Raw genomic sequence first — 22,272 nt, forward strand, 5'->3', positions numbered from 1 at the left:
CTAGTCTCCAGAATCTATCAATTCAATCTGCTCGGCATGCAGTACGAGTTTGTTCAGACCGTTGCGCCCTTGATGGCTGCAAATAAAACCCTGAACAGTAAGCTGCGTGCCGACCGTTATACTTTGAGTAATGGCCTGATGGGCTTTGCCGCTGATAATCACCGGCATCCGACACCAGGCTTGCCGGTTAAAACCGGCTTCCACCTGCTCTGAACGATGCTCAAGCACGAACTGGCAGTGTGGAATTCCTGACGGGCTGACTTTTCGCGTTGGTGCCTTGCACACAGTGCCAGACAGCGTCAGTCGGTTAGCCGTCACGGAAATTACTCTTCAGAATCCCCAGCATCTGCATCATCAGAGGTTTCGTTAGCAAAATCTTCACGACGCTCACGGCGCTCGTCTTTCGCTTTAACCATCGGAGATGCTTCAGTTACCGCGTGCTTAACGCGCATAACCATGCTGCGGATAACGGCGTCGTTGAAGCGGAAGTTAGTTTCCAGCTCATCGATCGCTTCCTGCGGAGCTTCAACGTTCAGCAGAACGTAGTGGGCTTTGTGCAGTTTGTTGATCGGGTAAGCCAGCTGACGGCGGCCCCAGTCTTCCAGGCGGTGGATCGTACCTTCTGCACCAGTGATGGTCGCAGAGTAGCGCTCGATCATGCCAGGAACCTGTTCGCTCTGGTCAGGGTGAACCATAAATACGATTTCGTAATGACGCATCGAATTTGCTCCTTACGGATTATTCAGCCTCCTGTCGGGGTCAACCGCGGCCCATGGAAGCAAGGAACGTTATAAGCCATGACCTGATAACTATCGGGTCACAACCTGAGAATGCGGCTGAAAAATTGACGCGTAATCATACTTGCGAGGGGTGACGAACACAAGGTAAAGATCGGTCTTTAGCCCACTATTTTGGGCAGCACGAAAAATGACCGACCTCCCGGGCCGATCGTCTTTCCCACCGATTACAGATGCTGTTTAAAAAACGTCGTCATCGCCGTTAATGCCGGGGGGGTGATACGGTGCCCGACACCTTTTTCAGTCAGAAAGGTCAGGTTACTATCCTGACCGCTGTCACGCAGCGCTTTTTCCAGCCGCACGCTTTCTGCTGCCGGAACCACCTCATCGGCTTCCCCGTGCCACACCAGCAGCGGCCGGCTGGCGAGCTTGTCTAACTGATGGCTGACTTCGTACTCCGCCAGCGGTGCCAGCCGGGCGGCCAGCGCGTGACGCTCGTCAGGCGTCTGTGCCACCAGCGGCGGAAACAGCGTCTGCGCCAGCTGGCTGAAATAACCGGAACCCATCATGCAGGCGGCACTGTGTAGCTGGGGATAGCGTGCCAGCGAGCCCAGCGCCGTCATCCCCCCCATGGATGCCCCGGCCACCGCCAGCCGCGAACCGTCTACCCACTGCCGTTCACGCAGCGCCTGTTCAATCGCCGGCAGTTCATCGATATTGCTGCGCAGGATCTCCCAGAAATGGGTTAACCGCCGTTCAGCGTCACCATCATAACGGGCACCGTGCATAGCGGCGTCGGGCAGTATGGCCCGTAATCCCGCCTGTGCCAGCGCGACCGCAAAATACGCGTAGACCTCTTTTGAAGAGGTATAGCCATGCCAGAACAGCACGGTGGGTAACGGCGTGTCCCGCAGTCCCGCCGGGGACGCATGTAAGCATTCAATACCGGCGAAACACTCTGTGTTCACTTCAATCATTCCCTCTCCTTGCCATTGCCAGTGGGCGTACGCTCCATAACGAGCGACGGTTAAGCGGGTGAAGGTCAATTTATCCCCTAAGTTTATGGGGTAAATTTTCCCGATGTGCTGCCGTTAACCCGTACCAGACCCTAACGATTAAAGGCACAACAATGAAACGTCTCTCTCTCAAGACATGGAGTCTGGGCGTAAAACTTTCGGTACTGACCTCGGCGAGCGTCGCGGTACTGTTTATCATTTTAACTCTGACACTGAGCCACAATGCAGCAAAACAGGTGCATACACTGACGCAGGCAGATATGGAAAACCAGGTGAACGGCATTGGCGATATGGCCAGCATGTTTAACACCACCCTCAGTGAAGAAGTCAGCAATTACACGGCTCTCTTCCAGAGCTTCCTGCCGAAGCGCTTCACACTGGATTCATCCCAGCAGATTACCGTGGGCGATCAGCAGACGCCAACGCTGCGTGCCGGACTGCGCACGTTAAACCTCGACCAGGTGCTGGTCGATGATTTTAAAGATCGCACCGGGGCCATTGCCACGATTTTTGTCCGTACCCAGGGCGATAAGTTTGTCCGTGTTTCCACCTCGCTGCGTAAAGAGGATGGCGAACGGGCCATCGGCACCCAGCTTGACCCTAACAGCCCCGCCTGGCAGCCGGTACAGAAAGGTGAGATTTATCGCGGCGTTGCGCTGCTGTTTGGCAAACGTTACATCACCCAGTATCAACCGGTGCGTGATGAGACAGGACAGGTCATTGCCATTCTGTTTGTTGGGGTGGATATCAGTAAACAGTATGCGGTGATCCGGGAAAAAGTGCTGGCGAAGCATCTGGGCGACAGCGGGGACTTCTACGTCCTGAACCGCACAGCGGGCAAGCAGCACGGCCACTACCTGTTCCATCGCAGTCTGGAGGGCAAGCTCCCCGGGTTGCCCCAGGCGGTGCTACAGCAGCTGCTGACGCAGCCACAGGGCAAGCTGGAGGTCACTGACGATAAAGGGACGGAGAAAATCCTCGCCTGGCAGTACCTGCCGGAGTGGAACTGGGTAGTGGTCGGTGACGTCGACAAAGCCAGCCTGCTGGCCCCGGTACAGCAAACCCGCAACCTGTTCCTGCTGATTGGCGCGGCCCTGGTCGCTGTTTTCGCCGTGATGTTCGTCTGGATCACCCGTCGCTGGCTGAGTCAGCCCCTGCAGCAGGTCATTACCCTGGCGCGGCAGTATGCGGCGGGCAACCTGCTGGCAACGCTGGAGACACGGCGTCAGGATGAAGTGGGCCAGCTGATTGTGGCGATTAACGGCATCGGCGACGGGCTGGAGCGCGTCGTTGCCCAAGTGCGTCACGCCGCCGATGAGATCGCCAGCGGCACGGAGGCGATTGTCACCAGCAGCGGTAATATCAGCGAGCAGATTACCCGTCAGGCCAGCAGCGTGGAAGAGACATCGGCCAGTATGGAGCAACTGGGGGCAACGGTAGAGCAGAACGCTGGCAACGTCACGCAGGCGCTGCGGCTGGTGAGTGAAGCGGCAGACGCGGTCAGTCACGGCGCAACGACCGTGGGCCAGTCGGTGCTGACCATGTCCGATATCAGGACCGCCTCACAAGCGATTGCCGATATCACCCAGGTGATCGAATCCATCGCCTTCCAGACCAATATTCTGGCTCTGAATGCCGCGGTGGAAGCTGCACGTGCTGGTGAAAACGGTAAAGGCTTTGCGGTGGTCGCCGCCGAAGTGCGGGCGCTGGCGCAGCGCAGTGCACACGCCGCGAAAGAGATCGACCACCTGATTGCCGACTCGCTGCAGAAAGTGGTGCAAGGACACGATCTCTCAGAGCAGACCCGCCAGGCAATGGATAACATCACCGGGCGCATAGACCAGGTTAAGGCGCTAATGAGTGAAATTAACGTGGCATCACACGAGCAGTCGACCGGCATCAGCCACGTCAACCTTGCCATGGCGCAAATTGGCCAGGCCACGCATCAGAACAGTGAACTGGTCGTGCATTCTGAGCAGACCGCTCAGGAACTGAGCCGTAAAGGGCATCACCTCAGCGAGCTGGTACAGGTGTTTAGCGTCAAGTCATAAACTGGCTTACACTGGATATCAGCGTTTTTTGAGGTGATGACCATGCGCCCACTGATTGCCCTGCTGACCGTCCTGCTGTTGAGCAGCTGTGGTGTGCTGAACAGCACGCCACAGCCCCCACCACCACCCGCCTCTCAGGCGGTGGAAATTAACCGCGCACAGAGCGCGAATCTGCCGCGTCTGGGAACCGCCAGCGTTACCGTGCGTGGTTCCCCGGACGATGCCGGGCGCGCACTGGCAGCGAAAGCCAATGCTGCCGGGGCCCGCTACTATCAAATTGTGATGATCAGTGAGACTGTCGCCCCGGGCCTGTGGTATGCCTCAGCGATCTTCTACGGCGCTTCAGCCACTGGCGCGCAGTAGCCTTCGCTGATCTGTATTTCCAGAGGGGATAAAGCCCGCATCCGACGCCAGCAACACCAGACATCGTGGGGGTGGGGAATGACGGGGCGCAGGTCACGCCCCGGGAGATTTACTTCGCGCTGCGCTGGCGTACCGCTTCAAACAGACAGACACCGGTCGCCACCGAGACGTTAAGCGAAGAAACGCTTCCTGCCATCGGAATGCTGATCAGCTCATCACAGTGCTCACGGGTCAGGCGACGCATCCCCTCCCCTTCAGCCCCCATCACCAGCGCCATCGGGCCGGTCATTTTGCTCTGGTACAGAGTATGGTCAGCTTCACCAGCCGTGCCGACAATCCATACGTTAGCCTCCTGCAGTACGCGCATGGTGCGTGCCAGGTTAGTGACGCGGATCAGCGGGATATGCTCGGCCGCCCCGCTGGCCACTTTTTTGGCCGTCGCATTCAGCTGGGCTGAACGGTCTTTAGGCAAGATAATCGCGTGGACCCCGGCGGCATCGGCGCTGCGCATGCAGGCACCAAGATTGTGCGGGTCGGTCACGCCGTCCAGAATCAGCAGGAACGGACTGTCCAGGCTGGCCAGCAGGTCCGGCAGGTCGCCTTCCTGATACTGACGGCCCGGTTTCACCCGGGCGATAATGCCCTGATGCACAGCACCTTCTGATTTGCTATCCAGCACCTGCTTGCTCGCCACCTGAATGACAATGCCCTGCGCTTCCAGCGCTTTAACCAGCGTTTGCAGACGACGATCGTCACGCCCTTTCAGGATAAACACTTCCTGGAAACGCTGGGGATCGCTGTCAAGCAGCGCCTGCACGGCGTGGATACCAAAAACAATTTCACTCATGATTCAGTTACTCAACTTTCATATTCAGTAAGCGGGCTGACCGGAAAAGAAGGTCAGCCCCTAAGCTAATGATGACGAATATTACAGGCTGACCGAAGGCCAGCCTCTACGAGAAACAGGTTGCCCTGAACCGCAGGAGTCGACCCTTTTTCGGGTCGACCCGTATCGACAATGTGCTGTTGCCGTTATTGTGCGGCGTCGGTTTTTTTCGCCCGCTTCGCGCGGGTGGCAGCCCCGATTTTACGGGTCTTGTCCGACGGTTTGCGGGGTTTTTTCTCTTTCGCTGCAGCAGGCGCCGCGCCGTCAGCGGCTTTCGCCGGGCGGAAAGCACTGTCCGGCTCAAAGTTGGCGCCTTTGCGCGGAGCTCGACGGCGGCTGCCGCTGTTCTTCGGCGCTGCACGCTTTTCGCGTTCGCGTTCGGTTTTCCCTTCACCACGCGGCTTACGGCTGCTTGAGATCAGCGCGAAGTCTATCTTGCGCTCGTCCATATGCACTGCGTCAACGCGTACTTCCACCGTATCGCCAAGGCGATAGGTGCGGCCACCGGATTCACCAATCAGGCGCTGACCCACGGCATCAAAGCGGTAGTAGTCATTATCCAGCGTCGACACGTGTACCAGCCCGTCGATAAACAGATCGGTCAGACGCACGAAGAAGCCAAAGCCGGTGACGCTGGAGATCACGCCGGTAAAGGTTTCGCCAACCTGATCCTGCATGAAGTCACACTTCAGCCAGTCGGCCACATCTCGTGTGGCTTCGTCCGCACGGCGTTCCGTCAGGGAACAGTGCTGACCCAGCTGCAGCATCTGCGGCATCTCATAATGGTAACCACCGTTTGGCGTGGTGTTACCCTGCAACGTCCCCGCCTCCTTCGCCAGCAGGTACTTAATTGCACGATGCAGTAACAGGTCAGGGTAACGACGGATCGGCGAGGTAAAGTGTGCGTATGACGCCAGCGCCAGGCCGAAGTGGCCCCGGTTTTCCGGGTCGTAAACCGCCTGCTTCATGGAACGCAGCAGCATGGTTTGCAGCATTTCGTGATCCTGACGGCCCGCGATCTGACTCAGCAGTGCTGAATAATCCACCGGCTGCGGCTTATCACCACCCGGAAGGGTCAGGCCCAGCTCGTTCAGCACCGAGCGGAAGCTCTTAATGCTCTCATCACCCGGACGGTCATGATCGCGGAACAGCGCAGGCTCGTTGTTTTTCTCAACGTAGCGCGCTGAAGCGATGTTCGCGAGGATCATGCACTCTTCGATCAGCTTGTGGGCATCGTTACGGGAAACCTGCTCCACGCGCTCAATGCGGCGATCGGCGTTGAAGATAAACTTCGCTTCATCCGTTTCAAACGAAATGCCACCGCGCTGCTCACGCGCTTTTTCCAGCGCCAGATACATGCGGTGCAGCTCTTCCAGATCCTTCACCAGCGGCTCGTACTGCTGACGCAGTTCCTGATGCCCCTGCAGAATGTTCCACACTTTGTTGTAAGTCAGACGCGCGAAGGAGTTCATCACCGCTTCGTAGTGCTTGTAACCTGTCAGTTTACCGGTCGAGGAGATGGTCATCTCACACACCATACACAGGCGGTCCACTTCCGGGTTCAGGGAACACAGACCGTTAGACAGCACTTCCGGCAGCATCGGGATCACCTGGGACGGGAAGTAAACCGATGTACCACGGTTAACCGCCTCATCATCCAGCGGCGTGCCCGGGCGCACGTAATAGCTTACGTCAGCAATGGCTACCCACAGGCGCCAGCCGCCGCCGCGTTTGCGTTCACAGAACACGGCGTCATCGAAGTCACGGGCATCTTCGCCATCAATGGTGACCAGCGGCAGATCGCGCAGGTCGACGCGGCCCTGTTTCGCCTCTTCCGGCACTTCTTCGCTCAGATGGGCAATCTGTTTTTCCAGCGCTTCTGGCCACTCGTGCGGAATATCATGCGTACGCAGCGCCATATCAACGGCCATGCTGGTCCCCATGTTATCGCCCAGCACTTCAACGACTTTACCCACGGCCTTGCTGCGGCGGGTCGGACGCTGAGTCAGCTCCACCACCACCACATAGCCCATACGCGCGCCCATCAGCTCGTCAGCCGGGATAAGAATGTCAAAGCTCAGACGGCTGTCATCCGGCACCACAAAGCCGACGCCGGAGTCGGTGAAATAGCGGCCAACGATCTGGGCATTACGTGGCTCAACCACGCGTACCACGCGTGCCTCACGGCGGCCTTTACGATCGGCACCCATTGCCTGCGCGAGGATCATGTCCCCGTGCATGCACATTTTCATCTGTTCCGCAGAAAGATAGAGATCGTCCTTGCTGCCTTCAATGCGCAGGAAGCCAAAGCCGTCGCGATGGCCGATCACTTTGCCTTTCAGCAGGTCCAGACGCTCCGGCAGCGCATAGCATTGACGGCGGGTGAACAATAACTGCCCGTCACGCTCCATGGCGCGCAGACGGCGGCGCAGCGCTTCAGTCTGCTCTTCTCCACTGATGGAGAGTTCTTCTGCCAGCTCTTCACGGCTGGCCGGTTTTTCACGTTTATCCAGGTGGGCAAGAATGAACTCGCGGCTGGGAATAGGGTTTTCGTACTTTTCAGCTTCTCGTTCCTGAAAGGGATCGTGTGACATCGAGGTTCCTCCGTTGTCAGCTGCTCAGTGAAGGTCGTTCACTCAGCAAAATTTGGTAGAGCGGATTGTTGTCTTCAACCAGGTCGGCCAGGGTGTATTGGTCAAGCTCATGCAGAAAACTCTGCAGAGCATCATGCAGCGCTTTCTTCAGGCGGCAGGCTGAGGTGATGTGACAAAAGTCACTGTGGCAGTTCACCAACTGCAGCGGTTCCAGCGCGCGAACCACCTGACCAATCACAATGTCTCCGGCGGGTTGCCCCAGACGGATGCCACCATTTTTACCTCGTACGGCAGCAATGTACCCGGCACGACTAAGGTGATTGATAATTTTGACCATATGATTACGTGACACACCATAAGTGTCTGTCACTTCACTGATACTGGTCATCTGGCCTGCCGGTAGCGAAGCGAGATAGATCAGCGCGCGTAAGCCGTAATCGGTAAAACTGGTTAGCTGCACGATAACCTCAAAGATACAACCGCAGGTGAAGTTGTGATCCGCTCAAGAATTTGTATGGTTAACAATGATAATAAACCAGCCGGGGCTAGCCGGGCCATTTTATTTAAGGTGAGAACGGCAGAAGGGAACGGCAGGAAACCGGTACTGACTAAGAGCTGGCCGGGCAACGCCCGGCCTGAAACGACATTATGCGTCAAACGGGTCGCGCAGAATCATGGTTTCACTACGGTCCGGGCCGGTAGAAATAATATCAATCGGCACACCGGTTACGTCTTCAACGCGCTTGATATAGTCAAGCGCTGCCTGCGGCAGACCGTCCAGCGTTTTCACACCAAACGTGGTCTCAGACCAGCCTGGCATGGTTTCATAAATCGGTTCAATACCTTCCCAGCCTTCTGCTGCCAGCGGGGTAGTGGTCACTTCGCGGCCGTCTGGCATGCGGTAAGCAACGCAGATTTTCACCTCTTTCAGGCCATCCAGCACGTCCAGTTTGGTCATGCAGAAGCCGGAAAGGGAGTTAATCTGAACGGCACGGCGCACGGCAACCGCATCCAGCCAGCCGGTACGACGACGACGACCCGTGGTGGCTCCGAACTCGTTCCCCTGCTTGCACAGGAATTCACCGGTTTCATCAAACAGTTCGGTCGGGAACGGACCTGCACCCACACGAGTGGAGTACGCTTTGACGATCCCCAGCACGTAGTCAACATAACGGGGACCAATGCCTGACCCCGTTGCTACGCCACCGGCGGTGGTGTTGGACGAGGTGACATACGGATAAGTACCGTGGTCGATATCCAGCAGTGTGCCCTGTGCGCCTTCGAACATAATCAGGTCGCCACGCTTGCGCGCGCCGTCCAGCAGTTCGGAAACGTCAACCACCATCCCGGTGAGGATGTCGGCAATCGCCAGAGTATCCGCCAGCACTTTGTCGTAGTCTACTGCGTCAACTTTGTAATAATTCACCAGCTGGAAGTTATGGAATTCCATCACTTCTTTCAGCTTCGCCGCGAAGGTTTCTTTGTTGAACAGATCGCCCACACGCAGGCCACGACGGGCTACTTTATCTTCATAAGCCGGCCCGATACCACGACCGGTGGTGCCGATGGCTTTTGCGCCGCGCGCTTTTTCACGTGCCACGTCCAGCGCGACATGATACTCAAGGATCAGCGGGCAGGCTTCGGAAATGAACAGACGCTCGCGTACCGGGAAGCCGCGATCTTCCAAACCCTTCATCTCTTTCATCAGCGCAGCCGGAGACAGCACAACACCGTTGCCGATGATGCTGGTCACGTTCTCACGCAGGATGCCAGAGGGAATTAAGTGGAGGACGGTTTTCTCACCGTTGATGACTAGCGTATGGCCAGCGTTATGGCCTCCCTGGTAGCGCACTACGTATTTAGCACGTTCAGTCAGGAGGTCAACTATCTTACCTTTACCTTCGTCACCCCATTGGGTGCCCAGTACGACGACGTTCTTACCCATTTTTCAAAATCACCGATTGCTTAAAAAAGGATTCTACCATCGTCATTTCCCTCTTTCAGCAGTTTTAGCATACGATTGCGTACTTTTTTGCCAGCGAGGGAAATGTACACCCCGGTTTGCCGGGTATTTTTGATTCAACCCGCGCCACCACGATTAAGCATGTAGTAGATCACCGCACCGGCAACGACCAGCCCACCCCCTACCCGGCGCAGCAGGCCATCCGGCATCTGCGCCATCGAAAGAATCATCCGCCGCCAGAGCTTCGGATAGAGCATCGGGCCTAGCCCTTCGAATACCAGCACTAAGCCCAACGCCATCCACACCGTTCCATTCATCTCTTTCACTCACTGTCTGGTTTTAACAGAAACATAAAAAAAGGGCCGGAAGCAATCCGGCCCTTTCGATCTTTTTACAACGGGTTAGCGCGTCGTGGTTGACGGACTCTTCATAAAGCGGAAGAAGTCGCTGTCCGGACTTAACACCATGACATCCTGATTGCTCTTGAAGCTGTTTTCATAAGCACGCAGGCTACGGATAAAGGCATAGAAGTCGGGATCCTGGCTGAAGGCATTCGCAAACAGTTTTGCCACTTCCGCATCACCTTCACCCTGAGTAATCAGCGCCTGACGGCGCGCTTCTGCCAGGGTACGTTCCACTTCATAATCGGCCTGAGCTCTGACTTTTGCTGCTTCTTCCGCACCCTGAGCACGCTGGCTACGGGCAACGGATTCACGCTCTGCACGCATACGTGCATAGATAGCGTCAGACACTTCTGTTGGCAGGTTAATCTGCTTAATACGCACATCCACTACCTGGATACCCAGCGCCGCCATACTGTTCGGGTTGATAGGCGGTTCATTGCTGTTGGTCTCGCTCTCTACGCGCTTGGCAACAGAGGCAATGGCATCATCGGCAGCTGGCGTAGCAACTTCATCATCCTGGCCTGCACTACCGGTGTTCAGGGCATCGCGGACGTCTGTGGTCAGACGACCACGAGAGTCTGTCACGATATCTTTCACATCCAGGCGGCCAATCTCAGAACGCAGACGGTCACTGAACTTACGTTTCAGCAGCACTTCCGCCTGAGAAATATCCCCCCCGCCAGTGGCAAGGTAGTAACGGCTGAAGTCGCTTACACGCCATTTGATATAGGAATCAACGATCAGGTCTTTCTTCTCTTTGGTGACGAAGCGGTCGGCCTGGTTGTCCATGGTCTGGATACGCGCATCAAGTGACTTTACCGACTCCAGGAACGGGATCTTAAAGTGCAGACCTGGCGCATAGACCAGCGGTTTATTATCTGAATCACGCAGAACCTTGCCAAAGCGCATCACAATGCCACGCTGGCCTTCCTGCACAACAAACAGTGACGCGTACAGCACCACCAGCACAACAATCAATACTACGATTAATGGCTTACGCATCGCTTATTCTCTCCCTTCGCGCTGGGTATCGTTACGCTGAGCATTCACCCGGCGCTGATCCATAATGTCGTCCGGACTGAACGACGAACTGCCGCTGGCGCGTTCGTTACTGCCTGATGCCGGTGGCAGACGCAGCAGCCCACCGCTGGCATCCTGGCTGTTGGCAGAAGCCCCCTGGCCACGCATCAGCTGGTCCAGTGGCAGTACCATCAGGTTGCTGCCTTTATCGTTAACCAGCACCTTGCGGGTATGACCCAGCACGCGCTCCATGGTTTCGATATACAGACGCTCACGGGTGATCTGTGGTGCCGCTTTGTATTCCGGCAGGATACGCGCAAAGCTATCCACTTCACCCTGTGCTTCCAGCGTCACGCGAGACTTGTAGGCACGCGCTTTTTCCAGAATGCCCTGCGCATCACCACGGGCACGTGGCAGTTTGTCATTGGCATAGGCTTCAGCTTCACGCACTGCCTGCTCACGGTTTTCACGCGCGGCGATCGCATCATCGAAGGAGGCTTTCACATCTTCCGGTGGGCGTGCCGTCTGGAAGTTGACGTCAAGCAGGGTGATGCCCATGTCGTACGGACGAATGGTTTCTTCCAGCTCACGCTGCGTTTCGCTACGCACGACGGTACGGCCTTCGGTCAGGATACGATCCATGGTCGAACGGCCAATAACGCCACGCAGCGCGCTGTCGGTTGCCTGACGCAGGCTGTCATCAGCACTGGTCACCGCAAACAGATAGCGCTCTGGGTTTGTCACGCGGTACTGCACGTTCATTTCAACGCGCACAACGTTCTCATCCGAGGTCAGCATGGTGCCTGAAGCAGACAGCTCACGAACGGCCTCCACGTTCACCGCGCGAACCTGATCGACAAAGGTCGGCTTCCAGTTCAGACCCGGTTCAACCAGATGGCTGAATTTACCGAAGCGTGTTACCACGCCGCGTTCGGCCTCTTTGATGGTGTAGAAGCCGCTGGCCGCCCAGATCACGACCGCAGCCACGGCCACGATACCTACCAGACGCCCGGCATTGCCCGGCTTGCGCTGCGCGCCGCCGTTGCCGCTACCTGACCCGTCACCGCCGCTTTTTTTACCACCGCCCAGTCCGCCGAGCTTATTGCTCAGTTTACGGAAGATATCATCTAAATCAGGAGGCCCTTTATCGCGCCCTCCTTTATTTCCCCCAGAGTTGCCGCCTTGATTATTGCTGCTTCCCCACGGGTCGCGGTCCTGTCCGTTATTCCCGGGCTGATTCCACGCCATGTTTATACTCCATTAATTGTGTGTGCGGTGGTATCCCAGGCCGGGATACACGTGTCAGGCAACTATGTAATCGACCAGCGAAGGTTCCTGCTTGCACAGGCGTCGCCAGTCAACGATCGGCATACGCACCTGTAACCCTACGCTGCCATCGTCTTCATTCCACTCTTTCTCTATCGCCTGCAATTGGTAAAAGCGGCTGCGTAGCCGCCCGGCTGCTGCTGGCAAACGCAGATCGTACTGAGCAATTTCACCAGCCAGACGCTCGGTCAGCGCCTGAAACAGCAGCGGAATCCCCTCACCGGTCTGCGCTGAAAGCCAGACGCGAATGGGCAGATTCTCTTCATCACGATCGATACGCGGAACGAAATCGTCCAGCATATCGATTTTATTCATCACCAGCAGGCTGGGAATATCATCGGACTCAATTTCTTCCAGCACGACATTGACAGCATTGATGTTGTCCTCGATGCGCGCATCGGCAGCATCAATCACATGCAGCAGCAGTGCGGCCTCGCGGGTTTCCTGCAGCGTGGCTTTAAACGCCGCCACCAGGTCATGAGGCAGGTGGCGGATAAAACCGACGGTATCGGCCAGTACCACCTCCCCCACATCCACCACGTCGACACGACGTAACGTCGGGTCAAGAGTGGCGAACAGCTGGTCAGCCACATAGACCTCAGAAGTGGTAAGGCGGTTAAACAGCGTAGACTTGCCGGCGTTGGTATACCCCACCAGCGACACGGTAGGCACATCAGCCTTGTTACGCGCCTGCCTGCCCTGTTCACGCTGTTTCGACACGCGCTCCAGGCGCGAGAGGATCAGCGTGATACGGTTACGCAGAAGACGACGGTCCGTCTCCAGCTGGGTTTCACCCGGGCCGCGCAGGCCGATCCCGCCTTTCTGGCGCTCAAGGTGCGTCCAGCCGCGAACGAGGCGCGTGGCAAGGTGGCGGAGCTGGGCCAGCTCAACCTGCAGTTTACCTTCATGGGTACGGGCGCGTTGGGCGAAGATATCCAGAATCAGTCCGGTGCGGTCAATGACCCGGCACTCGCAGAGCGCTTCAAGATTGCGCTCCTGCGCCGGACTGAGGGCATGATCGAACAGTACCACGCTGGCACCGCTCTCTTTTACCGCTTCGGCTATTTCAACAGCTTTTCCTTCACCGACAAAATATTTGGGGTGTGGCGATTTGCGGCTGCCAGTAACAACACGCAGCGCTTCTACGCCAGCAGAAGACACCAGGGTTTCAAACTCCTGTAAGTCTTCAGTATCTCTGTCTTGCGAGAAATAGATGTGCACCAGTACGGCCTGCTCACCGGCATCATAACGGTCAAACAAACTTTAGACCTCTCAATACTTTGTTAAACCTGCTGCGCGTTGGCCATACTGCGTCAAAACCAGATTCAAAATGCGCGTTCAGCTCACTAAACGGCGTTTTTTGCATGGATTCTCTTAATGACTTAAGCGCAATAAGGAAGCCAGGCGATAAATTCGTTGCCATAAAAACATTGCCAGGACGGGGAACCGGTAACAAAAGACCCCCGTCCAGGAGGGACAGTCACGCTACTTATTCAGCGTCATCACTGTCTTGCTGAGGCTGAGAAGACGCCCCCTGGTTACTGCCGCTATGATGATAGTTGCTGCTTCCGCCACCCGCATTGTTGCTGTGGTGGGAGACCGGACGGGACGGAACAACGGTAGAGATCGCGTGCTTATACACCATCTGGCTAACCGTGTTCTTTAAAAGAATAACAAATTGATCAAACGACTCGATCTGGCCCTGAAGTTTGATGCCGTTTACCAAATAAATCGAAACCGGAACACGTTCGCGACGCAGTGCGTTCAAGAACGGATCTTGCAATGATTGCCCCTTAGCCATTCTATCTTTTCCTTATATGCTTGTTGTTTGTAACTTAAGAACCATACGGTTCGAAATATGACGTAAAAAATTTGCGCAAGATAACGCACCAATTGTACACAATCACCCAGGCTTCGCACTAAGAACCTGTAACACGCGGGCATAGGCCGCATCAGGCTGTTCACTGTCAAGCCAGTGAACATCTTTCCAGCCACGTAACCATGTTATCTGGCGTTTAGCCAACTGCCGGGTTGCGCAAATTCCCCGATAAACCATGTCATCGTAATCAATTTCACCGGATAAAAATGACCACATCTGGCGATAACCAACACAACGAATGGAAGGCATATCCGTATGCAAATCACCTCGTGCAAAGAGCGCCCGAGCCTCCGCTTCAAACCCTGACGTTAACATCTGATGAAACCGCTGCTCAATACGCTGATGAATTAATTCGCGATTCGCGGGTGCGATGGCGAACTGTGCAACATCGTACGGCAGTGGGTCGCCCGAGGTTTTAGTCAGTTCCGTTAAAGTTTTACCCGAAATGAAAAAAACTTCCAGTGCTCGCGAGAGTCTCTGGGGATCATTCGGATGAATACGACGTCCAGCAACGGGATCAACATCACATAACTGACGGTGAAGCGCTTCCCAGCCCTCTTCACGCGCCATCTGCTCTATACGCTGACGTACCTCTGGATCCGCCGAGGGCAACGGCGATAATCCTTCCAGTAATGCCTTGTAATAAAGCATGGTGCCACCAACAAGCAACGGAATTTTACCCTGTCGGGTAATTTCCGCCATTTCAGCCAGTGCATCGCGCCGAAACTCCGCGGCCGAATAGGCCTCAGCAGGATCGCGAATGTCCAGCAAACGATGGGGCGCAAGACGCCTTTCTTCCGCGGTAGGTTTGGCAGTACCAATATCCATTCCGCGATAGATCAGCGCCGAATCAACACTGATCAGCTCTACCGGTAACGCCTGGCGCAGGGCAATTGCCAGGGCGGTTTTACCGGAGGCCGTCGGCCCCATCAAAAATATTGCCTTAGGCAGGCCAGCCGTGGATTGTTCACTCATGCTTCAGGGCGTTCATCGCCGTTTCAATATCGATGTATTGCAGTAATCCAGAAGGTGGCGATTTCACTAAGTGCGGGCAAAGTCGTTCGACTTCTGCCAGCAAGGTAATCGCCTGCGAGTGATTCCAGTGCTGATATTCAGAAACTGACTGACGCGCTAACCACTGCGCCGTCTGGCTTGCTGAAACATCCTGCTGCCGGGCCAGATACCCTAACATTTCTGGAATCAAGTTTTGTAAATTTTGTTGGCGTAATGGTAAAGGCACGGCGCGTAACATCACATGATGGGCGTCAAACAGCAGGTCAATCCCCATCAGCGTTAGCAGGTCCGACTGCCGCTGACCCGCTTCACGCTCTGCTTTTTCCAGTTTAAGCCGGACCGGAATGAGCAATGGCTGGGGCTTCAACCCTTCACTACCGGGTTCCAGCTGCATCTGCTTCAACCAGCGTTCTGCCACCGCCAGTGCGATCAATGCCACACCCGAACTGCCGTCAACCAGCGCATACTGCTCGTGTACGACGGTCAGCACGCGACCAAAACTGTGCACGTGCCCGGACAGCGGGGCAGGCTTTTCATCTTTTACCCGCCTTTCCGGGCGCGGATCATCACGAACAGCCGGTGCAGATGGCGCGGGCGGGGTAGTCAACAGCTGTTGATAGACCGTGCCCTCGCGTTTCTGATACTGCGGTTCCTGCCGCGGCCAGCTGTTTCCAGCACCACCGCGTTGCCCCTGGTCGGTGGAAGCAGATCGCGGCGCAGCAGCAGGGGCCGGTTCAGAGAAGTGATTGCCCCCCGCCGCCTGACGGTTCTCCGGCTGCCAGCGTTCAGCAGGTGCAGATGGCACATCCGGCAGCACTTCCGCTCCGGTCTCCTGTAAAACGCTGATCACGCCCTGATAAATAAAATCATGTACCAGCCGTGACTGATGGAAGCGCACCTCATGTTTTGCCGGGTGAACATTGACATCGACCTGGTAGGGATCAATATCCAGATACAGCACATACGCGGGCTGATGCTGATCACCCAGCTTATCCTGATACGCCTGACGGATAGCGTGGTTAATTAACCGGTCACGCATCATGCGGCCGTTAACGTAACAGTACTGCAAATCGCTAAGCGCTTTCGACCCCACAGGGTCAGCCACCCAGCCGCGCAGGCTCAAATCACCGTGCTGCCACTCAATGTTCAGAGCATGAGCCATAAATGCCGTGCCGCAGATGGCCGCCACGCGCCGCTCACGCTGGGTGTTGTCACTCACGCCACGATACTGACGCACCAGCTTGCCGTTATGACTGAGAGAGATAGCCACGTCAAATCGTGCCAGCGCGATGCGGCGGATGACTTCATCAATATGGGTAAATTCGGTTTTTTCGGTGCGCATAAACTTGCGCCGCGCCGGGGTATTGTAGAAAAGATCCAGCACTTCCAGCGTGGTACCAACCGGGTGTGCCGCCGGTTTGACGGTGACCGCCTGGTCGCGCCCTTCCGCATAGGCCTGCCAGGCTTCACTTTGTGCTTCAGTGCGGGACGTCAGGATCAAACGCGATACGGAACTGATGCTGGCCAGCGCCTCACCACGAAACCCGAGGCTGATAATCGCCTCCAGGTCATCCAGCGAGGCAATCTTACTGGTCGCATGGCGGGCCAGTGCCATCGCCAGTTCGTCTTTATTGATACCAGAGCCGTTATCTCGAATGCGGATCAGCTTTGCGCCGCCTTTCTCAATATCGATGTCAATGCGCGTAGCCCCCGCATCCAGACTATTCTCCACCAGCTCTTTTACCACCGATGCCGGGCGCTCAACCACTTCTCCTGCGGCAATCTGGTTAGCAAGCTGTGGCGGTAATACCTGAATGGGCATGATCTATCCTCTGGAACAGTTTGGCACGGCGCGACCGGGTATTTATCGGGGCGACTGCAAAAAAATGATCGCCCCGATATTATCCGTCCATAGTTATGACGCCGGGATTTTTAACGTCTGCCCCAGCATCACATTCTGCGACTTCATCTTATTCGCCTGCTGGATTGCCTGCGGACTGACACCGTATTTCACGGCAATCGCCGTCAGCGAATCACCGCGTACGACTTTATGCCTGGCGGGCTTGCGGCTGCTCACCGCCGCCGCAGAAGCCGTTTTACTCCCGGCAGGAACCTTCAGTCGCTGCCCTACCCACACCACATCTTTTTTTAACGTGTTCATGGCGCGCAGTGTCGACATACTGACACCATAGCTTTCGGCGATACCGGAAAGTGTCTCTCCGCGTTTCACCACATGGCGCTGAACCGCACCGGTATATTCTGTGCTGGCAGGAGCCGGGTTAGCCTGGACTTCAACCGCCGTTGCGGCCTGCAACGGTCGGTTTTCCTCCTTTGGGATGGATTGTAGCGGGTGCGCCAGGAAGTAGTTGCGCAGGCCTTTATAAATCGACTCGGCAATCTTCTGCTGGTAAGCACTGCTGCCCAGCAGCCGCTCCTCCGAAGGGTTACTGATAAAGCCGGTTTCCACCAGCAGAGAAGGAATATCCGGCGAGCGGAGTACGCCCAGGCTGGCATGTTCCGGCCGGCGCTTGTGCAGCGCACCGACGCGCTGTAGCTGCGCAATCACTTTGACGGCAACATCATAGCCCACGCGCTGCGAATGCCCGAACTGCAGATCCAGCACCGCCTGACTCAGATAGGGATCCGCCTGGCTGTTGGCCAGCAAATCGCCCGCACCGCCTAACAGTTCTGACTGCTTCTCATGCTGCTCCAGCCAGCCTGCCATTTCACTGTTAGCACGGCGGTTCGACAGCACCCACACCGAAGCCCCGGAAGCACTGCGGTTAGGGGCAGCATCCGCGTGAATGGACACCAAAAGATTAGCGTTCTGCTTGCGTGCCACATCGGAGCGACCCATGACGGAGATAAAATAGTCGCCATCACGGGTCATTACACCTTTAAACATCGGATCGGCGTTCAGCAGCGCTTTCAGCTTCCGCGCTATGGCAATGGTGACGTTTTTCTCTTTCAGACCGCCACCGCCAATCGCACCCGGATCCTGTCCGCCGTGACCGGCATCGATCGCCACAATCACGGTATCATTACTGCTGCGGGCACTGCGTGGACGCGCCACCTCGTTGCCGCTGCTGACCGAAGTCACCGGATTGGCATCAAACGGACTTTTGGGTGGAGGGCTGACCGGACGGGAAGGAGACACAGTGCTCACCGCGGCCTGTCGGCTTGCCTGGGCTGGCTGCGTGCCGGAAATGGTGAACACCACATTGTAGCTACTGCCGTTACGCTGCGTGACCGCCCGGGTCTTACCCCGCTGAGTCAGCTCAAACACCAGCCGGATACTCTGACTGTCTTTGGCGGTACTGGACCGGATGCGCTTCACTATGTTCTCACCGCTGAAGGTCAGCGGCAGCCCCTGCACGATACCGCTCTGGCGAATATCCAGTACCACGCGGTCCGGGTTATGTAACGGAAAGAACGCGTAAACCGGTTGTCCGGCAAAGCTCAGCGTGACCTGGGCTTCATTACTGCCGTTAGAGACTTTAATATCGGATAAGTTGGCTGCCGCTGCACTGAAGGTGCAGCAGAACAGGGCCAGCAGGCACCAGGCTTTCAATCGCAGCATTATGCTCCATCCTGTTCAGCGGTCAGGCGTTGTAACATCGTTTCACCGCGAGGCGAGCAGGCGCAAAGTCGCGCTTCTCGCGCGTGTCCCTGATAAGAGAGATGCAGCTCAACATCCGGCTCCGGCAGGACGCCAGCCCCCTGCTGAGGCCACTCGACCAGGCACAGGCTGTCCGGGCCGAAATAATCACGGATCCCCATAAATTCCAGTTCTTCCGGGTCAGAAAGACGGTAAAGGTCAAAGTGATACACCCGGCGATCTGGCAGGACATAAGGCTCAACCAGCGTATAAGTGGGACTTTTTACATTTCCCTGATAGCCAAGCGCCTGTAAGAAGCCACGGCTAAAGGTGGTTTTACCTGCACCGAGGTCGCCATAAAGATAGAGTATCGCCGCGCCATCACAGGCGCGGGCCAGGCGGGCACCCAAATCGAGGGTTGCTGCCTCATCGGGCAGTGCAATTACACAGGTCATCATTCTTTTGTATTCGAGATCTCAGGATTGACAAACGGATACAGCATCAGGAGCAGGTCGCTGGCTAACATACCGCGCGTACCGCGCTGCTGTGCCACTGCGTCAGCCGCCGCTCCATGCACTACGCATCCTGCGCAGGCAGCATCGTACAGTGAGAGCTTTTGCCCTGCCAGACTGCCGATAATACCAGATAACACATCTCCCATTCCCCCGCTGGCCATACCGGCGTTACCAACATCAGCAATCGCCAGTTCGCCCTGTTCGCGGGAAATTAACGTCCCGGCACCTTTGAGCACGACAATGCCACCATAACGCTTTGCCAGACGGCGCACAGCCAGTAAGCGGTCACTCTCAATCTCACTGACTTTACAGTTCAGCAGCCTTGCGGCTTCACCGGGGTGCGGCGTAATAATTCGATTTTGACGTTTATCGGGGCTGATTGCCAGCAGGTTAAGCGCATCGGCGTCCCAAAGCATCGTTTTCTGAGAGTTTTCTACCTTTTTCAAGGCGTTCTTACCCCAGGCCCCCTGGCCCAGGCCGGGGCCGATAACGATCGCGTCGGCCCATTCCAGCCCGGCATCCAGCGTTTTCTCGGTCATCTCATGCACCATCAACTCTGGACGTGCCGTCAGTAAGGGGCCTGTATTTTCAATGTGAGTGAGTACTCGCACCAATCCTGAACCGGTGCGTAATGCGGCTTCTGCTGTCATACGAATCGCCCCGGCAGTTCCATGATCGCCGCCAATCACCAGCAGGCGGCCGTGATCGCCTTTGTGTGAGGTCGGCCGTCTTGGCGGCAGCCAGGTGGCGAGATGGCTGGCATCGTAGCGGGCAATCGGTGCGACCTGACCTCGCAACCACGGGTCAAGATTCAGGCTGTGATAATGCAGCTGTCCGACATGGTCACGCGCTTTACCGGTCAGTAACCCCGGATTCAGAGCGATAAATGCCAGCGTCTGACACGCATTAACAGCCATTCCGGGAACAGTACCGTTAGCAGCCACTAACCCTGAGGGCACATCCAGCGCAAACACCGGGGCTGGATGGTCATTCATCCGCTCAATCAGCGCATCATAAGGCGCTTCAGGAGCGCGTTTAAGCCCGGTGCCGAGCAGTGCATCAACAATCACGTCAACAGAATCAGGCCAGGAAAGGCGCGCATCGTGGATCACGCCACCGGCCGCCAGCCAGTTTTCACGTGCCTCACGGGCTTCCTCTGGCGGGGTTTTATTCCCTTCCACTGCAATCAGCGTTACCTTCAGCCCGGCAGCCTGCGCCAGACGCGCCACGACAAAGCCGTCACCACCATTGTTGCCGTGCCCGCACAGGACCAGCCAGTGGTGTGCCTGCGGCCAGTGCTGCCGCAGTAAACTGAACGCCGCTTCCCCCGCGCGCTGCATCAGTTCAAACAGGGTGATACCCAGACTGGCTGCCCCCTCACGCTCCAGCCCGGCGACCGCCTCCACAGGCCAGACAGAATAGGGTAAACTGGTACGGTCTTTTTGCTGGTTCAGGTTATTCATGTCACATCCTCTCGATTATCATCAGCTCGCCCGGGATATTAAACAGTGGGGGCTGGCGCTCGGCTTTCAGCAGGTCGGTATCTGTGATACCGACTTAACCCTGGAAGAGCCCCGTCTTCAGGCCTGGCTGGACAAACAATACCACGGTGAAATGGACTGGATGGCGCGCCACGGGATGATGCGCGCCCGCCCCCATGAACTGCTGCCCGGTACGCTGCGCGTCATCAGCGTGCGGATGAATTATCTGCCAGCAAAAGCCGCCTTCGCCAGCACGCTAAAAAATCCCCGGCTGGGCTATGTCAGCCGTTACGCTCTCGGCCGCGATTATCACAAAGTATTACGCAATCGCCTGAAAAAGCTCGGCGATATGATCCGTGAACACTTTAGCGACGCCCAGTTCCGCCCCTTTGTCGATTCAGCACCGCTGCTGGAACGTCCGCTGGCCGCGAAGGCGGGTCTGGGCTGGACGGGTAAGCATTCGCTGATCCTTAATCGCGAAGCCGGATCCTGGTTTTTTCTCGGCGAACTGCTGATTGATCTGCCGCTGCCGGTCGACAGTCCGGTAGAAGAGAACTGTGGACGCTGCGTTGCCTGCATCACTACCTGCCCGACAGGGGCCATCGTAGAGCCTTACACCGTCGATGCCCGCCGTTGTATTTCTTATCTCACCATCGAGTTAGAAGGTGCGATTCCGGAAGCGTTTCGTCCCTTGATCGGTAACCGCATTTACGGCTGCGATGACTGCCAGCTGATTTGCCCGTGGAACCGTTACGGGCAGCTCACGGATGAAGATGATTTCAGCCCGCGCGCCGTCCTGCACGCCCCACCGCTGACGGAGCTTTTCGCCTGGGATGAGGCTAAATTTTTACGGATTACGGAAGGATCAGCCATCCGGCGTATTGGCCATTTGCGCTGGCTGCGCAATATAGCGGTAGCGCTCGGCAATGCCCCCTGGGATGAAAGCCATCTGAAAGCACTGGAAGCGCGTCGCGGTGAGCATGCCATGCTGGATGAACATATTGACTGGGCGATTGCCTGCCAGCTGGCACGACGCGATGAACATACCATTGAAGTACAGAGCAGCCAGCAGAAACGCCTGGTGCGTACGATCGAGAAGGGATTACCACGTGATGCTTAAATGCACAACCAAGTGAGATTTTCCCCTGCGAAATGTTTTCCACATGCTGTGAATAAAAATAAAAAATCGTTGTCATTCAAGCGTCACAGAAACAGCAAGCGATCCAGATAACAATTTGAAATATTAATAATTGATTTAAAAACAGTGAGTTACGAAAGATATGGAATAAGCAGCTGTTTCTTCGCGCGCGAAGATCAATAACATAACCTGTGGATAAGTCTGTTTAAAAGATTTTTATGATGGCAGAATGCAGGCTGTCTCACGGCGTCAGGCGCTGTGGATAAATCTGAAGGCAATTGAGAAAT

Annotated in this window: 20 protein-coding genes; 3 read left to right on the forward strand and 17 right to left on the reverse strand. The window is 56.3% G+C overall.

Annotation, left to right across the window (positions count from 1 at the left end; translation table 11 throughout):
- The 3 genes from priB to yjfP all read right to left on the reverse strand — a co-directional run bounded on the left by priB (position 1) and on the right by yjfP (position 1,714).
- On the reverse strand, positions 1-318 hold the full coding sequence (gene priB / locus IFU29_RS13270) for a primosomal replication protein N (protein WP_072277455.1): 318 nt from the start codon (positions 316-318) through the stop codon (positions 1-3).
- Positions 319-323: 5 nt separating this feature from the next.
- A complete protein-coding gene (rpsF, locus tag IFU29_RS13275) occupies positions 324-719 on the reverse strand; it encodes a 30S ribosomal protein S6 (protein WP_004160104.1) in 396 nt (131 codons plus the stop codon).
- Between the two features lie 245 nt (positions 720-964).
- The gene (gene yjfP, locus IFU29_RS13280) at positions 965-1,714 is read right to left on the reverse strand and encodes an esterase (RefSeq protein ID WP_191934331.1); all 750 of its coding nucleotides are present in this window, start codon (positions 1,712-1,714) and stop codon (positions 965-967) included.
- 152 nt (positions 1,715-1,866) lie between these two features.
- Between yjfP and IFU29_RS13285 the strand changes: the two genes are divergently transcribed.
- Positions 1,867-3,804 carry a methyl-accepting chemotaxis protein gene (locus tag IFU29_RS13285; RefSeq protein ID WP_191934332.1) on the forward strand — a complete coding sequence of 646 codons (1,938 nt, stop codon included), beginning with the start codon at positions 1,867-1,869 and terminating at the stop codon, positions 3,802-3,804.
- A 42-nt stretch (positions 3,805-3,846) separates the two neighbouring features.
- A complete protein-coding gene (gene bsmA / locus IFU29_RS13290) occupies positions 3,847-4,167 on the forward strand; it encodes a biofilm peroxide resistance protein BsmA (RefSeq protein WP_191934333.1) in 321 nt (106 codons plus the stop codon).
- Positions 4,168-4,276: 109 nt separating this feature from the next.
- Here the strand turns inward: bsmA and rlmB are convergent, their stop codons facing one another.
- The 14 genes from rlmB to nnr all read right to left on the reverse strand — a co-directional run bounded on the left by rlmB (position 4,277) and on the right by nnr (position 20,829).
- Positions 4,277-5,014 (reverse strand): 23S rRNA (guanosine(2251)-2'-O)-methyltransferase RlmB, encoded by a 738-nt coding sequence (gene rlmB / locus IFU29_RS13295; protein ID WP_062745656.1) that lies wholly within the window; start codon positions 5,012-5,014, stop codon positions 4,277-4,279.
- A 185-nt stretch (positions 5,015-5,199) separates the two neighbouring features.
- Positions 5,200-7,647: a ribonuclease R gene (gene rnr / locus IFU29_RS13300; protein ID WP_191934334.1), complete on the reverse strand. Its 2,448-nt coding sequence runs from the start codon at positions 7,645-7,647 to the stop codon at positions 5,200-5,202.
- Between the two features lie 16 nt (positions 7,648-7,663).
- Positions 7,664-8,107: a nitric oxide-sensing transcriptional repressor NsrR gene (nsrR, locus tag IFU29_RS13305; RefSeq protein WP_191927710.1), complete on the reverse strand. Its 444-nt coding sequence runs from the start codon at positions 8,105-8,107 to the stop codon at positions 7,664-7,666.
- A 186-nt stretch (positions 8,108-8,293) separates the two neighbouring features.
- Positions 8,294-9,592 carry an adenylosuccinate synthase gene (locus IFU29_RS13310; protein WP_191934335.1) on the reverse strand — a complete coding sequence of 433 codons (1,299 nt, stop codon included), beginning with the start codon at positions 9,590-9,592 and terminating at the stop codon, positions 8,294-8,296.
- 134 nt (positions 9,593-9,726) lie between these two features.
- Positions 9,727-9,927: a DUF2065 domain-containing protein gene (locus tag IFU29_RS13315; RefSeq protein WP_062745790.1), complete on the reverse strand. Its 201-nt coding sequence runs from the start codon at positions 9,925-9,927 to the stop codon at positions 9,727-9,729.
- A gap of 84 nt (positions 9,928-10,011) precedes the next feature.
- Positions 10,012-11,016, reverse strand: coding sequence for a protease modulator HflC (hflC, locus tag IFU29_RS13320; protein WP_062745665.1), 1,005 nt, complete (start codon positions 11,014-11,016; stop codon positions 10,012-10,014).
- A gap of 3 nt (positions 11,017-11,019) precedes the next feature.
- Complete coding sequence (gene hflK, locus IFU29_RS13325; RefSeq protein WP_191934336.1) at positions 11,020-12,282, reverse strand: FtsH protease activity modulator HflK; 1,263 nt, start codon at positions 12,280-12,282, stop codon at positions 11,020-11,022.
- A 54-nt stretch (positions 12,283-12,336) separates the two neighbouring features.
- Positions 12,337-13,620 carry a ribosome rescue GTPase HflX gene (gene hflX / locus IFU29_RS13330; RefSeq protein ID WP_191934337.1) on the reverse strand — a complete coding sequence of 428 codons (1,284 nt, stop codon included), beginning with the start codon at positions 13,618-13,620 and terminating at the stop codon, positions 12,337-12,339.
- A 229-nt stretch (positions 13,621-13,849) separates the two neighbouring features.
- Positions 13,850-14,161 carry an RNA chaperone Hfq gene (gene hfq, locus IFU29_RS13335; protein WP_191934338.1) on the reverse strand — a complete coding sequence of 104 codons (312 nt, stop codon included), beginning with the start codon at positions 14,159-14,161 and terminating at the stop codon, positions 13,850-13,852.
- A 102-nt stretch (positions 14,162-14,263) separates the two neighbouring features.
- Positions 14,264-15,214: a tRNA (adenosine(37)-N6)-dimethylallyltransferase MiaA gene (miaA, locus tag IFU29_RS13340; protein ID WP_191934339.1), complete on the reverse strand. Its 951-nt coding sequence runs from the start codon at positions 15,212-15,214 to the stop codon at positions 14,264-14,266.
- Positions 15,207-17,075, reverse strand: a complete 1,869-nt coding sequence (mutL, locus tag IFU29_RS13345) for a DNA mismatch repair endonuclease MutL (RefSeq protein WP_191934340.1) — start codon at positions 17,073-17,075, stop codon at positions 15,207-15,209. The genes miaA and mutL overlap by 8 nt, the downstream gene beginning before the upstream one ends.
- Before the next feature lie 93 nt (positions 17,076-17,168).
- Positions 17,169-18,833, reverse strand: a complete 1,665-nt coding sequence (amiB, locus tag IFU29_RS13350; protein WP_191934341.1) for an N-acetylmuramoyl-L-alanine amidase AmiB — start codon at positions 18,831-18,833, stop codon at positions 17,169-17,171.
- Positions 18,833-19,309: a tRNA (adenosine(37)-N6)-threonylcarbamoyltransferase complex ATPase subunit type 1 TsaE gene (gene tsaE, locus IFU29_RS13355; RefSeq protein ID WP_191934342.1), complete on the reverse strand. Its 477-nt coding sequence runs from the start codon at positions 19,307-19,309 to the stop codon at positions 18,833-18,835. The genes amiB and tsaE overlap by 1 nt, the downstream gene beginning before the upstream one ends.
- Positions 19,306-20,829 carry a bifunctional ADP-dependent NAD(P)H-hydrate dehydratase/NAD(P)H-hydrate epimerase gene (gene nnr, locus IFU29_RS13360; RefSeq protein ID WP_191934343.1) on the reverse strand — a complete coding sequence of 508 codons (1,524 nt, stop codon included), beginning with the start codon at positions 20,827-20,829 and terminating at the stop codon, positions 19,306-19,308. The genes tsaE and nnr overlap by 4 nt, the downstream gene beginning before the upstream one ends.
- Between nnr and queG the strand changes: the two genes are divergently transcribed.
- A complete protein-coding gene (gene queG, locus IFU29_RS13365) occupies positions 20,828-21,967 on the forward strand; it encodes a tRNA epoxyqueuosine(34) reductase QueG (protein WP_191934344.1) in 1,140 nt (379 codons plus the stop codon). The genes nnr and queG overlap by 2 nt on opposite strands.
- The last annotated feature ends 305 nt before the right edge of the window (positions 21,968-22,272 follow it).

Source organism: Erwinia persicina (genome assembly GCF_014838825.1).
Taxonomy (GTDB): Bacteria; Pseudomonadota; Gammaproteobacteria; order Enterobacterales; family Enterobacteriaceae; genus Erwinia; species Erwinia persicina_A.

Bases quoted from the DNA above. Each gene is read 5' to 3' on its own strand.
- rpsF (WP_004160104.1), bottom strand. From the start codon at position 719: ATGCGTCATTACGAAATCGTATTTATGGTTCACCCTGACCAGAGCGAA.
- yjfP (WP_191934331.1), bottom strand. From the start codon at position 1,714: ATGATTGAAGTGAACACAGAGTGTTTCGCCGGTATTGAATGCTTACAT.
- IFU29_RS13285 (WP_191934332.1), top strand. From the start codon at position 1,867: ATGAAACGTCTCTCTCTCAAGACATGGAGTCTGGGCGTAAAACTTTCG.
- bsmA (WP_191934333.1), top strand. From the start codon at position 3,847: ATGCGCCCACTGATTGCCCTGCTGACCGTCCTGCTGTTGAGCAGCTGT.
- rlmB (WP_062745656.1), bottom strand. From the start codon at position 5,014: ATGAGTGAAATTGTTTTTGGTATCCACGCCGTGCAGGCGCTGCTTGAC.
- rnr (WP_191934334.1), bottom strand. From the start codon at position 7,647: ATGTCACACGATCCCTTTCAGGAACGAGAAGCTGAAAAGTACGAAAAC.
- IFU29_RS13310 (WP_191934335.1), bottom strand. From the start codon at position 9,592: ATGGGTAAGAACGTCGTCGTACTGGGCACCCAATGGGGTGACGAAGGT.
- IFU29_RS13315 (WP_062745790.1), bottom strand. From the start codon at position 9,927: ATGAATGGAACGGTGTGGATGGCGTTGGGCTTAGTGCTGGTATTCGAA.
- hflC (WP_062745665.1), bottom strand. From the start codon at position 11,016: ATGCGTAAGCCATTAATCGTAGTATTGATTGTTGTGCTGGTGGTGCTG.
- hflK (WP_191934336.1), bottom strand. From the start codon at position 12,282: ATGGCGTGGAATCAGCCCGGGAATAACGGACAGGACCGCGACCCGTGG.
- hfq (WP_191934338.1), bottom strand. From the start codon at position 14,161: ATGGCTAAGGGGCAATCATTGCAAGATCCGTTCTTGAACGCACTGCGT.
- miaA (WP_191934339.1), bottom strand. From the start codon at position 15,214: ATGAGTGAACAATCCACGGCTGGCCTGCCTAAGGCAATATTTTTGATG.
- mutL (WP_191934340.1), bottom strand. From the start codon at position 17,075: ATGCCCATTCAGGTATTACCGCCACAGCTTGCTAACCAGATTGCCGCA.
- amiB (WP_191934341.1), bottom strand. From the start codon at position 18,833: ATGCTGCGATTGAAAGCCTGGTGCCTGCTGGCCCTGTTCTGCTGCACC.
- tsaE (WP_191934342.1), bottom strand. From the start codon at position 19,309: ATGATGACCTGTGTAATTGCACTGCCCGATGAGGCAGCAACCCTCGAT.
- queG (WP_191934344.1), top strand. From the start codon at position 20,828: ATGTCACATCCTCTCGATTATCATCAGCTCGCCCGGGATATTAAACAG.
- nnr (WP_191934343.1), bottom strand. From the start codon at position 20,829: ATGAATAACCTGAACCAGCAAAAAGACCGTACCAGTTTACCCTATTCT.